Below are 16678 nucleotides of genomic sequence, written 5' to 3' on the forward strand. Positions count from 1 at the left end.
TATTGCCACTTTTTTATACCGAAATATACACTTTTTGGCAATTTAACAGAGCCTTTTTTAATATTATTTTATCATAAGTTATTAACAATCAGATTGTTAATTTGTTTTTAAGGAATGACTATTTAAATAAAATAGAACGTATACATTTGATTAGTATCAATTGAAACCAGTTCAGGAAATTTAGGCTGCATTTAAATCAACAACAACTTTTTTTAAGAGTTATTTGTATTATTTTGTATGGTCTGTTTTTACAACTACCATCCCAATCCATAATCTTCTCCATGATTGCTTGAGCCTCCCCAAAAACTGCCGTGTATCCAATCGAAATATATGGCGTTTATCGGACCACTAGTTCGTTCTCTAAAGGAGGTACGATACCCCATTTTTGATAATTCTTTGCTAGTCCAAGCTGGTATCTGATTGTTCAAAATTAGCGAGCCATTCGCTTTTTCGTGTTCTCCAAAACTGGAGTACATTTGGTTAGTAATAAAGCTTGGAGCTTCGCAAGCCTCTTGAACGGTCATATTAAACTCAACCATATTTAGAAAAAACTGTATCAATAGTTGGTCTTGTTCATCGCCTGCTTGTTTTGCAAAAGAAAGAAAAGGTTTGCCGTCTTTTAAAGCCAATGTTGGCGTAAGCGTTACCCTTGGACGTTTTCCAGGGGCTACAACATTAAAAGGATTTTCTTTTTCCTCTAATACAAAACTTTGCATACGTTGGCTCATCCCAATACCAGTGTTTCCAGCGATACAAGCCGGAACCCAACCGCCACTTGGTGTAACAGAAACTACCCATCCTTCTTTGTCTGCCGCCTCAATCGAAGTGGTTCCAGCAGTAAAATCTTTAAAGTACTGCTCAGTCAGCGGTTTTTTCGATTCAAAATCAACGTTGCCAAACGATTTTAGTGTGTTTTGGTAAGGATTCAATTCTCCTTGGTAAGGATAGGGGTCACCAGGGCCTATGTTGGGATTGTTTTTTGTTAGATCAATTAATTTGCTTCTGTCTTTGGCATAATCTTTAGATAATAATCCTTTCATCGGTTCCTCAGGAGCAAATGCAGGGTCACCATAATAAAAATCTCGATCAGCAAAAGCCAAATTCATCGACTGATATAAAGTATGAATGTATCGAGTTGAATTGTATCCCATACTTTTTAGATCAAAGTTTTCTAAAATGTTCAATGTTTGTAGCATTACCGGACCTTGACTCCATTGTTGCAGTTTGTAAACCTCAATACCTTTATAATTAGTTGACATTGGCTCTTCAATTTTGACTTTCCATTGCGCCAAATCATCCTTGGTTATTAAACCTCCTTGTTCTTTACAACCACGGACAAATTCTGTTGATATGTCTCCTTTGTAAAAGCGATCGTTAGCCTCATAAATAGCTTCTTTTCTGGATTTTCCTTTTTTTAAAGCGAGTTCTTCGGTTTCAACAAGTTTTTGAAGGGTTTTAAGTAAATCTTTTTGAATAAAAATCTCACCAGCATCAGGAGCTTCTCTAGTTTGCCCTAAATGTGGTAGAAAAACTTTTTTGGAATACGGCCAAGCCTTGATGCGTTCTTTTTCGCGTTCAATCGAATTTGCAGTTTGAGCCTCTATAGGATATCCTTCTGCCATTTGCATCGCTGGGCTCAACACTTCTTTTAAGCTCCTAGTGCCATATTCTGCTAGCATGGTCATTAGTCCACCTGCTGTTCCGGGTGTCACTGCTGCAAGCGCTCCGTATTGTGGAGGATATTTCATTCCTTTGTCTTTGAAAAATTTAGGTGTGGCTCCAGTTGGAGCAACTCCAAGAGCATTGATGGCAATCACTTTTTTTGTTTTTGGATTGTAGATTAGTGCCTGCGTTTCTCCACCCCAACTTAAAACATCCCACATTGTGCAGGTGGCGGCTAGCATAGCACACGATGCATCGATAGCATTACCACCCTTTGAAAAAATCATTGCTCCAGCCGTTGCTGCAAGAGGTTTGCCAGTTATGGCCATCCAATGTTTTCCGTGCAGTGGTGGTTTTTGTGTGGTGACTGGAAAATTATTAAATGATTGTGCATTTGCAAAAAATGATGCTATAAAAAATAAAACAGAGGTTGATTTTTTCATATTTTAATGTTTTTTGTTTTTTGTTTTTTTATAATTTTGTTAAATCTACAAATGAATTTTAAATAAATAAAACATTCATAACAAATGATTTAAATTTTATCGAACAATTTCAAATCCATATCTTTTAAAAAATAAAAACACATAAAATCACTAATTTTATGTGTTTTTTTACTGTCTTACAAAATGTTAAAAGTCAACTGACGTATGAAAGTTTTATGAGAGGGAGCTTTCAGTTTCTAAAACTCCGAGTTGTATCATGCATTCTTTCATCATTTGATAGGTTCTTTCAATATTGTTGTCTAATCCAATTGAAAAACGAATTAATCCGTCTGTTATGCCCATTGCGATCTGTTCTTCTAAAGGAATTTCGCTAGATGTTGATGTTCCAGGCGCACTAAATAAGGTTTTGTAAAATCCTAAGCTAACTGCTAAATACCCTAATTTTTGGCTTTGCATCAATTCCATTAATTCATTGGCTTTCTCTAAAGTTCCCACATCTATGGTCATCATTCCACCAAAACCATATTTGGGATTGATCAGACTTGAATATAAAAGATGCCCCGAATGACTTTTCAAACCGGGATAAACTACTTTCAGTCCATCTTTTTCAAAACGCTCTGCAAGATACATTGCATTATAGCTGTGCTGTTTCATTCGGATGTGCAAAGTTCTCAGATTCTTCATTATGCTGGCAGCTCGCAAGCTGTCCATTGTTGGTCCCAAAAGCATATTGGCTCCGGTATTTACATTTCTTAGACTATCAACAAATTCTTGGGTGGCACAAGTCACACCGCCGAGAGTGTCGCTACTTCCGTTAATATACTTTGTTAAACTGTGAATGACGATATCGGCACCTAATTTGGCAGGAGAAACTGATAAAGGAGAAAATGTATTATCCACAACCAATTTGATATTGTGTTTTTTTGCAATTTTTGCCAAACTTGCGATGTCTGCAATTTCGAGTAATGGGTTACTCACAGTTTCGCAATACAAGACTTTCGTATTGGCAGAGATTGCTTCTTCTACTTTATCCATTTTGGTGATGTCGACAAACGTTGTTTTGATGCCGAGTTTAGGTGCAAAATTCTTCAAAAAAGCATAGGTTCCCCCGTAAATTGTTCTGCTCGAAACAATATGATCGCCAGAACCGCATAATTGCAAAAGGGTAGGAGTAATTGCTCCCATACCTGAGGCGCAAACATTGGCAGCCTCTGTTCCTTCCATTGCAGCTAGGGCTTGGCCTAAGTACAAATTACTAGGAGAAGAATGTCTGGAATACAAATAGCAACCGTCGGCATTGCCCTCAAAAGTATCGAACATAGTTTTCGCTGACAGAAATGTATAAGTAGAACTGTCTGAAATAGAAGGGTTTACTCCGCCAAACTCTCCAAAGTACTGTAAATCTTGAATGTCATCGGCTGGATTGAATTTCATAATTTCTAATTTTTAATTATCAATCAAAATTCGATTATTATAGTCGTAATGTCAATGGTATAACAAAAATTTAGTTTTTAAATCTAATTTTTTTATTTTATATAATTTATTTATCTATTTTTACAAATGATACTTAATTTTTATAGATTTTATTTCAAAACTTAAATCCCTTGCGTATGGCTTTAGATGCTATTGATAAAAAATTGCTTTTTCTCCTGCAAAATGATTGTAAAAAAACGACCGCAGCACTGTCTTTAAAACTTGATTTGTCCGTTACGGCTGTTTATGAACGTATCAAAAAACTGGAAAGAGAAGGTGTTATCGATAAATATGTAGTTTTGGCAAATCGTGCAAAAGTAGAAAGAGGATTCGTCGTATTCTGCCACCTGAAGCTTATTCAACATACCAAAGAATTTTTGACGAAATTCGAAAGTGAGGTAGTGAAACTAAAAGAAGTTTTAGAATGCCATCACGTAAGTGGTGATTATGACTATATTTTGAAAATTTTGGTAAAAGATATGGAGGCGTATCGTGAATTTTTGGTTACAAAACTCACTACTTTAGACCACATTGGCAGCACACACAGTACTTTTATGATAAGTGAAGTCAAAAACACAACGGTAATTGAGATTTAGAAATTGATAACAATTAAGGGGAAATACGTTACTAAATCTTTATAATTTTAACTTTAACTTCAGACAAAATAACTTATTTTTGCCACACTTAAACAAAAACACAAATACTATGAGTTCATTTGACGTAGTCATTATAGGTTCTGGTCCGGGAGGATATGTTTCGGCCATTCGTTGCGCACAACTAGGTTTCAAAACCGCTATTATCGAAAAATATTCCACACTAGGAGGAACTTGTCTTAATGTGGGTTGCATTCCATCAAAAGCATTGCTGGCATCTTCGCATCATTATAGCGAGATTGCCCATTTTGCGGAACACGGAATCGAGATTTCTGGTGAAGTGAAAGTGAATTTAGAAAAAATGATTGCACGCAAACAAGCCGTTGTGGATCAGACTTCGGGCGGAATCAATTATTTGATGGATAAAAATAAAGTGACTGTTTTCAATGGTTTGGGTTCGTTTGTAGATACTACTCACGTGGCTATTGCCAAAGCGGATGGAACTTCAGAAACTATTGAAGCTAAAAACATTATTATTGCGACAGGTTCTAAACCATCTTCGTTGCCATTTATAAAAATTGATAAAGAAAGAATAATTACTTCTACAGAAGCTTTGGCTTTGAAAGAAGTGCCAAAACACCTTGTAATTATTGGTGGTGGTGTTATCGGGATTGAATTAGGACAAGTATATTTGCGCTTAGGAGCAAAAGTTTCGGTGGTTGAATTTATGGATAGAATTATTCCAGGAATGGATGCTTCATTGTCAAAGGAATTGACCAAAGTCTTGAAAAAACAAGGAATGAAATTCTATGTTTCTCATAAAGTGAAATCGGTAGAAAGAAATGGAGATGCTGTGACGGTTCTAGCTGAAAACGCTAAGGGAGAAACGATAACTCTTGAAGGAGATTACTCTCTGGTTTCTGTAGGTCGTCGCCCTTACACTGACGGTCTAAATGCTGATAAAGCAGGTGTAAAAATTACAGACAGAGGAATGGTTGAAGTTAATGATCATTTGCAAACCAATATTTCTAATATTTATGCCATTGGCGACGTAGTTCGTGGCGCTATGTTGGCACACAAAGCTGAAGAAGAAGGGACTATGGTTGCCGAAATCTTGGCAGGTCAAAAACCACACATCAATTATAACTTAATTCCGGGAGTGGTGTACACTTGGCCAGAAGTAGCTGCTGTAGGTCAAACGGAAGAACAATTGAAAGCCTCTGGAGTAGATTTTAAATCAGGTAGTTTCCCGTTTAAAGCTTTAGGAAGAGCGAGAGCCGGAGGAGATTTAGATGGATTTGTAAAAATTCTTGCCGATGCAAAGACCGATGAAGTTTTAGGTGTTCATATGATTGGCGCTCGTTGTGCCGATTTGATTGCTGAAGCGGTAACTGCAATGGAATTCAAAGCATCAGCCGAAGATATTTCTAGAATGAGTCACGCGCATCCAACATTTGCCGAGGCTATAAAAGAAGCTGCATTGGCTGCAACAGATAATAGAGCTTTGCACGTTTAGTCAGTTTTTAAAAATATAAAAACCCCGAAAGATTTTATTCATTCGGGGTTTTTTGATTTAATTCCCTTTATGGAAATATTCTGATTATGCTACAAACAACCCTTTATAACTGTCCCATTTGGTATACATTAAAAATACATTTCCTAAGAATAAAAAACTTGCAACCACATTCCCTTCTGGAGCCAAAAAAAAATGAGTAAATAGAATATTGATGGAGATTGGCATCAAAATGATATAGGCAATTTGAGTAAATTTGCCAGTAATAAAAGATAACCCACACAAAAGTTCTACTATTTTTACCAAAGGCATCAAGTAAATGGAAGCTTTTATTCCGTCATTGAAAATTTTCATATTGCCTACCAAAGGAGGCTCCGGAAATAATTGAAAAAAATAGCTTATTGCAGCAAAAAGTAATAATGCGCCAATTAATGTTCGGATAATAATGGTGGTGATTTTCATATTTCTTTGTTTTAGTGGTTAATAGCGCTATAAATGTAACGAAAAATATAAACTAAATTTATTGTAATTTTGAATTTTAAATATATTTCAATTCTTTGAGAACTTCCATTTTAAAACAAATAGAGAACCCAACCCAATTCAAGCAACAATTATTGGCTTGGGCGCAACAATTCAGGGAAGTTGTTTTCTTAGACAGCAACGACTATCCAGAACGCTTCTCCAGTTACGATTGCCTTCTGGCAATAGATGCTTTTACCTCAATAAAAACCGATTATCACAACGCTTTTGAAGACTTGAAACAGTACCAACAAGTGACCAAAGACTGGTTGTTTGGGTATTTATCGTATGATTTGAAAAACGATATTGAATTTTTGAAGTCTGATAATTTTGATGGCTTGGATTTTCAAGATTTGTTTTTCTTTCAACCTAAAAAACTATTTTTATTGAAAGGGAACCAACTCGAGATTCAATATCTAAATATGTGTGATGATGAAGTTAATGATGATTTTAAAGAAATTAGTGCTCAGTATTCAGTCTCAAGTGTTCAGTATTCAGAAGTTGAGATTAGACAACGTGTTTCAAAAAAAAGTTATCTTAATAAAGTTTCAGATTTACTAGAACATATTCATCGTGGGGATCTTTATGAGGCCAATTTTTGTATGGAATTTTTTGCTGAAAATGCCGTAATCAATCCATTGGAAAAATATTTAAAACTAAATGAAATTTCAAAATCTCCACAAGCGGTCTTTTTCAAAAACAATACTCAATTTTTGCTTTGTGCTTCGCCTGAACGGTATATAAAAAAAGATGGAGACTTGATTGTTTCGCAACCTATTAAAGGAACAGCAAGGCGTTTTAAAGATCCAATTGAAGATGAAAACTCAAAAAATCAATTGGCTTTAGACCCAAAAGAACGAGCCGAAAACATTATGGTGACTGATTTGGTTCGCAATGATTTATCACGAACTGCGCAGAAAGGTTCGGTTAAAGTGGAGGAATTATGTGGCATCTATTCTTTTGAGCAAGTGCATCAAATGATTTCGACTATCACTTCAAAACTAGATAGTCAATACACAGCTGTCGATGTGATTAAAAGTACTTTCCCTATGGGAAGTATGACGGGAACTCCCAAGTTGTCAGTGTTAAAAATCGTTGAAGAACTCGAAGAAACCAAACGGGGATTGTACAGTGGAGCGGTTGGTTATTTTACACCAAGCGGAGACTTTGATTTTAATGTAGTAATAAGAAGTATTTTGTATAATCAAGAAAAGAAATACGCGTCCTTTTCGGTAGGAAGTGCAATAACTTCGCAATCTGTGGCTGAGAAAGAATATGAAGAATGCTTGCTCAAAGCAAAGGCAATGCGAGAAGTGTTGAGTTGAATATAGTCTTTGTTAATTCACAATATTTCCTCTGTTAATTCAAAATTGATTTAATATTCAGCAGAAATAACTAAATTTGGCTATGCAACAAAAATTTGAAAACCATATCAATCGAAACTTCCCTTTTTTAATTGGAAAAAAACTCCTTTTGGCGACTAGCGGAGGTTTAGATAGTATGGTAATGGTCGATTTATTTCATAAATTATCATTCGATATTTCGATTGCGCATTGTAATTTTCAACTCCGAGGAATGGAAAGTTTTGGTGACCAAAATTTTGTTCAAAATTATGCCGAAGCCAACGTTATAAAATTATTTTTCACTCAATTTGATACAGAGGCTTTCGCCAACGATTATAAACTATCGACTCAGGTTGCTGCTCGTGAATTGCGCTATAGTTGGTTTTATGAACTTTTGGAAACAGAAAATTACGATTACATTCTAACGGCGCATCACGCAGATGACAACTTAGAAACGGTTCTTATCAATCTAGTTCGCGGAACAGGTTTAGATGGTTTGACTGGAATTCCACCGCAAAATGATAAAGTAATTCGACCGCTTTTGGCATTTTCTAGAGCAGAAATTGAAAAATATGCCAATGAAAATGCTCTTCAATGGCGCGAAGATAGCAGCAATGCTTCGGATAAATACTTGCGAAATAAAATCAGACATCATTTGGTTCCTGTTTTCAAAGATTTAAATTCTGATTTTCTATCTTCTTTTCAAAAAACTCAAAAATACTTGCAAGAATCGAAGGCGATGGCGGATGACGCATCCTTTTTGGTGTACCAGGAAGTGGCAAAAGAGAAAGGAACCGAAGTTCATTTTGATTTGAATCAATTATTAAAATTGCCCAATTACAAATCGTATTTGTATCATTGGTTCAATGGATTTGGTTTTTCGGCTTGGGATGATATTTATGATTTGATTGATAGCCAATCGGGAAAGCAAGTCTTCTCGAGTGAATTTCGATTGCTCAAAAACAGAGAATATTTGATCTTAAGTCCTTTGAATTCTGAGGATGAAAACGAGGAGTTTTTTATTAATAAAAATCAGAAACAAGTTAATATTCCCTTAAATCTTTCGTTTTGTAACATAGATGACATTTCGAGAGAATCAAATACAACTATATTTGTCGACGAAGATAAATTATGGTATCCATTAGTATTGCGCAAATGGCAGGATGGGGATACTTTTCAGCCTTTTGGTATGGATGGAAAAACTAAGAAACTCAGTAAGTTTTTTAAAGATGAAAAATTATCATTAATCGAAAAAGAAAAAACTTGGCTTTTATGTTCTGATAATCAAATCGTTTGGATTGTTGGAAAACGGCAGGACGAGCGTTTTAAAATTAAAAACACAACTAAAAATATACTTAAAATACAATTGAAATAATGAAGAAAATTATTGTTACACTTTTTGCTTTTTTAGCTTTCGGGATTGGAAATGCTCAAATATTGGATCCAGTAAAATGGACAACCAAAATTGAAAAAAAATCAGATACCAATTATATTCTAACTTTTAGCGGAGTTATCGAAAATGAATGGCATATGTATTCGCAGTTTACTCCAGATGGTGGGCCATTGCCGTTGGAAATTACTTTTAAAAATCAGAAAGGAAATTTCAATTTGATTGGCAAAGCCAAAGAAGGAAAAACTACGACTGCTTATAACGATGTTTTTGAAGTTAATGAAACATTCTTTGTAAAAAACGCTCAAATACAACAAGAGATTGCTTTGACAAATCCCAATGTGAAGACCATCGAAGTTGAATTTAATTATCAAGTTTGCAAAGAATCGTGTATTAATATCGAGAAAAAATTCAGTTTTATAGTGCCTGCACCGCTTGGTTCAAATACGTCTGTTATTGCTACAGATAAAGGAGCTGAAACTCCTGCCGAAGCGAGTGCAACTAAGGCTGATTCCTTGGAGCCAAGTTTAGGGCCAAGTAATTCGATGGTTGCAGAGCCAGAAGTTACCGTTTCATCCCCTAATAAAACGGAATCACAAAAAGGGTTGTTGTCTATTTTCTTTATTGCTTTTTTGTCTGGTTTTGCGGCATTGCTGACACCTTGTGTTTTTCCGATGATTCCAATGACGGTTAGTTTTTTTACCAAACAAAGTAAAAATAGGTCGCAGGGAATTAGAAATGCCATTTTTTATGGAATTGCCATTATTTTGATTTATGTGATTTTAGGATTAATTGTGACCTGGATTTTTGGTGCCGATGCATTAAATGCTTTGTCCACCGATGTTTGGTTCAATCTTATTTTCTTCCTTTTATTGATTGTTTTTGCGGTTTCATTTCTGGGAGCATTTGAAATAGTGTTACCTAATTCTTGGGCAAACAAAGTGGATAGTCAAGCGGATAGAGGTGGAATCATTGGGATTTTATTCATGGCTTTGGCATTAGCAATTGTTTCATTTTCTTGTACAGGACCAATCGTTGGAACACTTTTAGTCGAAGCAGCATCTAAAGGAGGAATTGCTCCAATCATTGGAATGTTTGGATTTTCATTAGCACTTGCTTTGCCGTTTATGCTTTTTGCTATGTTTCCGGGTTGGTTGAATTCGTTACCGAAATCAGGCGGTTGGCTCAATACAGTAAAAGTGGTTTTAGGTTTTTTAGAATTGGCATTAGCATTCAAATTTTTATCCAATGCCGATTTGGTACTTCAATTGCATTTACTAGAAAGAGAAGTTTTCTTAGCTATTTGGATTGCCATTTTTGGAGCTTTAGCACTGTATTTATTCGGAAAGATTTCTTTGCCTCACGATAGTCCAATGACTCATATTTCTGTTGGTCGATTATCACTTGGTTTAGTAGTTTTATCCTTTACAATTTATATGATTCCGGGACTTTGGGGAGCGCCTTTGAAATTAATTAATGCTTTTCCTCCACCTATGGAATATAGCGAAAGCCCTCTAGGATTTGGAGGTTCAGGAACTAGCAGTTTGACTGCAGTTTTGCCGGATGGAGCTAAATTAGGTCCGCATCAAATTGTAGTTTTTGATGATTATGATAAAGGTTTGGCTTATGCCAAAACCGTAAACAAACCTATTATGCTTGATTTCACAGGTTTTGCTTGCGTAAATTGCAGAAAAATGGAAAACAATGTGTGGTCAGAAGATGATGTTTTGGCAATTTTGAAAAATGAAGTAGTTTTGATTTCGCTTTATGTTGACGACAAACGGGATTTGCCGAAAAGCGAACAATTTGTATCTAAATCCACAGCTGCCGAAATAGAAACTATTGGAGACAAATGGACCGATTTTATGATTACTAAATACAAAACCAATACGCAACCTTTGTATGTTTTGACGGATTTAAATGGAAACAATCTTAACAAGCAACAACCAACGATAAGTTTTTCTAGTGCTACAGACTATGTAAATTGGTTAAAAGCAGGAATTACAAACTTCAAAAAATAATTCATTATTTGTAAGTTTTAATTAAAACTCCTAGCCTTGAATAAAGGTTAGGAGTTTTTTTTAATAGTTGTTGTAATACCAATCGCATTTTTACAATAGTCCAAAGTGCTATGCTATTTGTCAGTCCGTAGGAGTCGCTATGCACGAGAGAAGAGATGCTTTACAATGTGGCAAACGGATCAGTCAGATAATTATGTTTGGTATAAATAGTTTGCCTATGCGCAAACTAATTCGATTAGCATTTATGCATAGAAAAAACACGCTAAAAACGAAGTTTTAGCGTGTTTCAAAAATTAAATAAATGTTATTCTTATAGGTATTCTCCGTGTTGAGAAATGTCTAATCCTAATTCTTCTTTTTCTTCAGAAACACGTAGTGGAGTAATTTTGTTTACAATGAAGAATAAAGCGTAAGAAGCGCAGAAGGCAAATACAGAAACTAATACCAAAGCTTTTAATTGAATTAAAAACAAAGTAGCATCTCCGTAAATTAAACCTTGATTGTCACCAACAATTGCGTTTACAGATTTTGAAGCAAATACACCTGTTAAAAGCATACCAACCATACCTCCAACACCGTGACAAGCAAATACATCTAAAGCATCATCGATTTTTCCTTTAGGGAATTTACTAACCGCTAGGTTACTAACCATACTAGCTATGAGTCCGATTGCTAAGGCAGAAGGGATTGTTACAAAACCTGCAGCAGGAGTGATAGCAACCAAACCAACAACCGCTCCGATACAAGCTCCCATTGCAGATAATTTGTGTCCTAAAATTTTATCCAAGAATACCCAACCCATTGCAGCAGCAGCAGCAGCTACTGTAGTTGTCCCTAAAGCTTGTGCAGCAAGACCGTTTGATCCAACAGCGGAACCAGCATTGAAACCAAACCAACCGAACCATAATAATCCAGTACCTAATAATACATAAGTGATACGAGCAGGATTTGCTTTTTGAACTTTTCTTTTCCCTAAGAACATTGCGCCAGCAAGAGCTGCCCAACCAGCACTCATATGTACTACTGTTCCTCCAGCAAAATCTAATACTCCCCATCCGAAGAATAAACCGTCAGGATGCCAGGTCATATGACATAATGGTGAATATATGAAAATAATGAATAAAACCATAAAAAGCATGTATGCCCAGAAACGAACGCGTTCTGCAAAGGCTCCTGTAATCAAGGCTGGTGTGATGATTGCAAATTTTGCTTGAAATAAAGCAAATAATATAAAAGGAATAGTTGGGGCTAGTTCCCATGCAGTGGTTGAGTTTACCCCATTAAACAATATGTTGCTGGAAGGATTACCAATAATACCATCTACAGTTGGCCCAAAACACAATCCGAATCCAACAACAACCCATAGAACAGTTACAATTATCATTGCAATAAAACTTTGTAGTACTGTACTAATAACATTTTTCTTGCCTACCATTCCTCCGTAGAAGAATCCTAAACCTGGAGTCATTAACAATACAAGACCTGTAGCGCATAACATCCAAGCAGTATCACCTGTATCTAATTTTAATTCGACTACGTGAGCACCCAATACTGTCGATTCAGGGAATAAATAAATTGAAAAAACGGATAGTACCAGAATTGTGATTAGAATCACACTTAAAATAATCTTTCGCATAATTTTAGTTTTTTTAGTTATAATTTTCGATAAAAGTATTAAATCATGTAACACCCCCCATAAAAAATATAACTTCGAAGGTTATTTTTATTAAATACGTATTTTAACCCCTAAAAAATTAAGGGTATAAGATAAAATTTAATTTAAATTTATGATTTGTTAAAGTTAGTTTTAAGAAAAATTGCTATAAATTGGCTATTAATTGATCCAAATCTTCGATTATATGATTGGGAGTAATAACGATGCGATTGAGTATTCCCGACTCATTCGTGTATTTGAAAGAAGTAGTTATGATTTTGTTTTCAATTAATTTTTTTGAAATTAATTTATCGTAAAAATAAATAATAGGATAGGAGGGATGAAAAGTAAAACTATTTTTTTTTGAAAAATGGTCCTTTATATAATTTAGGTTTTGCTCTAATTTATGTTTTTGTGCACGATAAATTTTTTGTGCATTGACATAAGTTTCTAAAAAAGCGGGATTCATACCTGCTGCACCAATAAAACATTCTTGCTTTCGAATTTCGGAAATAAAGGAATCGCTTCCAGCTATGACACCGCCCGAAATTCCTATAGCTTTTCCTAATGATGCCACTTTTATGATATTGATATTGTCTTGCTTCAAGAAACTTTGCCAGTCATTTGAAATAAGTCCAAAGCTATTCGACTCGTCAATAACCAAGTCAATTTTTTTCTCTTTCGGAATTGTAAGTAAGATACTCAAATCTATTGGTTGAACGTATTGAGAAGGAACTGCGTCAGTTAAAATGGTAATTTTTGAAATCTCTTTATCAAATAGAATTGGATGCAACTCACCATCAATTAGAATGGGCAAACTCGGCGGATTCATCAATGCCGGATGTGCTTCGGGAAAATGAAACATTGCATCAGCGGTTTTCGAAAGATAGTCCACAACTAATTTGCCTGCCAGCATTCCCGAAGAAACAGTCAACGCCGCCACTGTGTCAAGGTTTTGTGCTAATAAATTTTCAGCAGTTTTATAAATAGACAGTTGTATATTCGAATTTCGAGAACTTCCATAGGCAGTTCCCCATTTTTTGATACTTTCGAATAGGATAGTTTGAAAATCAGTGTTTGCTGAAATTCCTAAAAAATTGGTTCCACCAAAATATAAATATTCTACACCATCAACATTAATTAGGCGATCTGGAAACTCGTTTACGGTCATCTATTTGGATATTAAAGTAACTCCTGTTCCGTTTAATTCCGAATATTGAATGACGCCATCGTTTAACGTTATTCCCGTTGCAATATCTTCGGCGAGCAATAATCCGCCGTCCATATCTACAAAGTCTAATTCAGGCAATAAATGAGCAATAGCCGAAATACCTACGGTAGATTCAGTCATACAGCCCACCATCGTTTTCATTCCCAGTTTCTTGGCTTGAGCAATCATTCGTCTTGCAGGAGTAAGTCCTCCGCATTTAACTAGTTTCACATTCACACCGTGAAAATGATTGTGACATTTGGCAACATCTTCCTCAACTATACAACTCTCATCTGCGATAATAGGTAATGCCGAATTTTCGAATAATTGTTTGTGTCCTTCCCAATTGTCTGCTTTCAGTGGTTGTTCTAAGAATTCCACGCCTAATTTTTTTAACTCAATGGCATTATTTAACGCTTCAGAAACACTCCATCCACAATTGGCATCAATTCTAAAGATAGCGTTAGTATGTTTTCTTAATTCGGTTACAATTGCAATGTCTTCATGCGTTCCTAGTTTAATTTTGTATATCGGCCAAGGCAACTCCTTCATTTTAGACACCATTTTTTCAATGGTATCAATTCCAATCGTATAATCGGTCATTGGGTTTCTTTCTATTGAATAGTCCCATAATTCATATAGCTTCTTTCCTTGTTTTCTGGCATACAAATCATTATAAGCGATGTCCAAGGCACAAAGTGCAAACATATCGTGTTGTAAAAAAGAATGTGCTTTTAGCCAAAATTCTTCTGGAGTTTCATTAGTCACACTTTCGATAAATGGAATAATTCTTTCCAAATTCTGTTGCATTGAATCTACAGTAATTTTATAGTAAGGATTTGAAGTAGCTTCGCCAAAACCTGAATGGCCTTCGCTTTGTAATTCGACTATTAGGGATGGTTGTATAGTATGAGTTTCTCTTGAAATTGTAAATGGATGTTTTAATTTAAGGTCGTAGGTTCGGATAATTAACTTCATTTTTATGACTTATTATTGTGTAAATGTTAAATTTGTAACAAAGTAAATTAATATTTACGTGAAAACAAACTTTATTAATAAGTAAATTTCAGTTTGAAAGGAAATTTATATTAAATTTAGATTCTTAATTTTATAATTATGCTAGTCAAAGTTTTTGGAAGTGCCGTTTTTGGTGTCGAAGCCACCACAATTACCGTAGAAGTAAATATCGACAAAGGAATTGGTTACCATTTAGTTGGTCTGCCCGACAATGCCATTAAGGAAAGTAGTTATCGAATTGCAGCTGCGCTCAAAAACAATGGCTACGCAATGCCGGGCAAGAAGATCACGATCAATATGGCGCCTGCCGATTTGCGGAAAGAAGGCTCGGCATATGATTTGACGCTAGCCATTGGAATTCTAATCGCTTCTTCGCAAATCAAAGGAGACGATATAGACAAGTATGTTATTATGGGAGAACTTTCTCTCGATGGTAGTTTGCAACCCATTCGTGGCGCTTTGCCAATAGCTATTAAAGCCAAAGAAGAAGGTTTTAAAGGTTTTTTTCTACCCATTCAAAATGTGAAAGAAGCTGCCATTGTTACAGGTTTAGATGTTTATGGGGTTGAAAATATTCAGCAAGTGATAGATTTTTTTGAAGGTAAAGCAACTTTAGAACCCACAATAATTGATACTCGTGCCGAATTTTATAAAACATTAGACTTTCCAGAATTTGATTTTAGTGATGTGAAAGGGCAGGAGTCTATAAAAAGATGTATGGAAATTGCGGCAGCGGGTGGTCACAATATTATCAGTTTAGGTAACGATAATACCTCTAACTAATTTTATATTAAATAATTGTAAATCAAATACTTACATTTAAAAATCAATTATTTTAAAATTGTATTTTAAATAAAAGTAGAACAACGATCAATTCTTCCTATAAAATTATGGTAAGTTTTCTGAATTGTTCATCAACCCTAATTCTATTTCTTCTTTAGTTCTATAGTCTAAAATAAATTTGATATGCGTTGGAAGAATATTCAAATTTTGATCAATTGTAACTACTTCATTTAGTTCATATTTTGAAAAATGAGTTATCTCTCTTAGTCGTTCGTCTACATTTTCACCATTTGTAACAAGAACATACCCTAATGGGGGGAAGGTTATTTCTGAAGCAATTATCACTCTATTATTTGAGAAATCTCCAACTACTAAATTAGGCTCATATCTGATCACTCCTTCAATATTATAATAAATGAATATTCTAATATTTGATGGAAGTTCTTTACTCTGTTTGTTTAATATAAACGCCTTTAAGTCTGGAGATAATTTGGACAATTTATCGTTAATCGAGAAAAACATCGCAATAATCTGCTTTAAAACATTTAAAGGTTGGATAGTAACTTTAAATTCCTCCCTATCATTCAAAGTACTTAATGAAAAATAGTTTACAGATTGACTAACCCAATCTTTATAAGCCCTAACATACCAAGTGCCAAAAAAATTATTACAAGCACCACAAATTGAATAAAACCCAATTCCTCCTTGTTTTTTAGTCGCTTTTGATTTATCAAAATAAGTTAATTCATCAAATGTTTTGGCATCTCTCTTGTCCATCAATGGATGAATATTTGAAGTATAATACACCTTATTGTTATTGTAAGTGGATTTTGGTGGAATGTGCTCATAAGTTAGTTGTCTTGTGTTTGAACACACCTGACATTTACCAAGTTTCGTTTTATTTCTTTTTGACATATTCAAAATTCAAGTTCACTATATCCTGAAGGATACAATCATTTATTATTTACTAATCCTTCTTGCAATAATATTCATTTTTCTTGCTCACCTCTAGAGCTATCGCTACATTTGATGACGCAATAATCATCAAAATGTATTA

At 34.9% G+C, this 16678-nt stretch carries 12 protein-coding genes and 1 pseudogene; 6 read left to right on the forward strand and 7 right to left on the reverse strand.

Annotation, left to right across the window (positions count from 1 at the left end):
- Window positions 1-254 precede the first annotated feature (254 nt).
- Complete coding sequence (locus ACIQ1E_RS04550) at window positions 255-2105, reverse strand: gamma-glutamyltransferase family protein (protein WP_396169108.1); 1851 nt, start codon at window positions 2103-2105, stop codon at window positions 255-257.
- Window positions 2106-2318: 213 nt separating this feature from the next.
- On the reverse strand, window positions 2319-3542 hold the full coding sequence (locus tag ACIQ1E_RS04555) for an aminotransferase class I/II-fold pyridoxal phosphate-dependent enzyme (protein WP_396169183.1): 1224 nt from the start codon (window positions 3540-3542) through the stop codon (window positions 2319-2321).
- A 173-nt stretch (window positions 3543-3715) separates the two neighbouring features.
- Here ACIQ1E_RS04555 and ACIQ1E_RS04560 point away from each other — a divergent pair, with 173 nt between their 5' ends.
- Both ACIQ1E_RS04560 and lpdA read left to right on the forward strand, forming a co-directional pair.
- Complete coding sequence (locus ACIQ1E_RS04560; RefSeq protein WP_396169110.1) at window positions 3716-4174, forward strand: Lrp/AsnC family transcriptional regulator; 459 nt, start codon at window positions 3716-3718, stop codon at window positions 4172-4174.
- 109 nt (window positions 4175-4283) lie between these two features.
- Entirely contained in the window at window positions 4284-5687 is a 1404-nt protein-coding gene (lpdA, locus tag ACIQ1E_RS04565; RefSeq protein WP_396169112.1) for a dihydrolipoyl dehydrogenase, read from the forward strand.
- 84 nt (window positions 5688-5771) lie between these two features.
- On the opposite strand, the gene ACIQ1E_RS04570 is transcribed toward lpdA, so the two are convergent.
- Window positions 5772-6146, reverse strand: coding sequence for a DoxX family protein (locus ACIQ1E_RS04570; protein WP_396169114.1), 375 nt, complete (start codon window positions 6144-6146; stop codon window positions 5772-5774).
- 95 nt (window positions 6147-6241) lie between these two features.
- On the opposite strand from ACIQ1E_RS04570, the gene ACIQ1E_RS04575 reads away from it, so the two are divergent.
- The 3 genes from ACIQ1E_RS04575 to ACIQ1E_RS04585 all read left to right on the forward strand — a co-directional run bounded on the left by ACIQ1E_RS04575 (window position 6242) and on the right by ACIQ1E_RS04585 (window position 10957).
- The gene (locus ACIQ1E_RS04575) at window positions 6242-7528 is read left to right on the forward strand and encodes an anthranilate synthase component I family protein (RefSeq protein WP_396169116.1); all 1287 of its coding nucleotides are present in this window, start codon (window positions 6242-6244) and stop codon (window positions 7526-7528) included.
- A gap of 82 nt (window positions 7529-7610) precedes the next feature.
- The gene (tilS, locus tag ACIQ1E_RS04580; RefSeq protein ID WP_396169117.1) at window positions 7611-8921 is read left to right on the forward strand and encodes a tRNA lysidine(34) synthetase TilS; all 1311 of its coding nucleotides are present in this window, start codon (window positions 7611-7613) and stop codon (window positions 8919-8921) included.
- Complete coding sequence (locus ACIQ1E_RS04585; protein ID WP_396169119.1) at window positions 8921-10957, forward strand: protein-disulfide reductase DsbD family protein; 2037 nt, start codon at window positions 8921-8923, stop codon at window positions 10955-10957. Before tilS ends, ACIQ1E_RS04585 begins: the two co-directional genes overlap by 1 nt.
- Before the next feature lie 310 nt (window positions 10958-11267).
- Here the strand turns inward: ACIQ1E_RS04585 and ACIQ1E_RS04590 are convergent, their stop codons facing one another.
- The 3 genes from ACIQ1E_RS04590 to ACIQ1E_RS04600 form a co-directional block, all read right to left on the reverse strand.
- A complete protein-coding gene (locus tag ACIQ1E_RS04590; protein ID WP_396169121.1) occupies window positions 11268-12593 on the reverse strand; it encodes an ammonium transporter in 1326 nt (441 codons plus the stop codon).
- Between the two features lie 184 nt (window positions 12594-12777).
- Window positions 12778-13782, reverse strand: a complete 1005-nt coding sequence (locus ACIQ1E_RS04595) for an aminotransferase class I/II-fold pyridoxal phosphate-dependent enzyme (RefSeq protein WP_396169123.1) — start codon at window positions 13780-13782, stop codon at window positions 12778-12780.
- Window positions 13783-14799 (reverse strand): dipeptide epimerase, encoded by a 1017-nt coding sequence (locus ACIQ1E_RS04600; protein WP_396169125.1) that lies wholly within the window; start codon window positions 14797-14799, stop codon window positions 13783-13785.
- 138 nt (window positions 14800-14937) lie between these two features.
- On the opposite strand from ACIQ1E_RS04600, the pseudogene ACIQ1E_RS04605 reads away from it, so the two are divergent.
- Window positions 14938-15600 (forward strand): annotated as a pseudogene (locus ACIQ1E_RS04605) (magnesium chelatase domain-containing protein); the annotation flags it as partial.
- 126 nt (window positions 15601-15726) lie between these two features.
- Here ACIQ1E_RS04605 and ACIQ1E_RS04610 read toward each other — a convergent pair.
- Complete coding sequence (locus ACIQ1E_RS04610; RefSeq protein WP_396169127.1) at window positions 15727-16398, reverse strand: hypothetical protein; 672 nt, start codon at window positions 16396-16398, stop codon at window positions 15727-15729.
- Between the last annotated feature and the right edge of the window lie 280 nt (window positions 16399-16678).

It is taken from the genome of Flavobacterium sp. (genome assembly GCF_044348915.1).
Taxonomy (GTDB): Bacteria; Bacteroidota; Bacteroidia; order Flavobacteriales; family Flavobacteriaceae; genus Flavobacterium.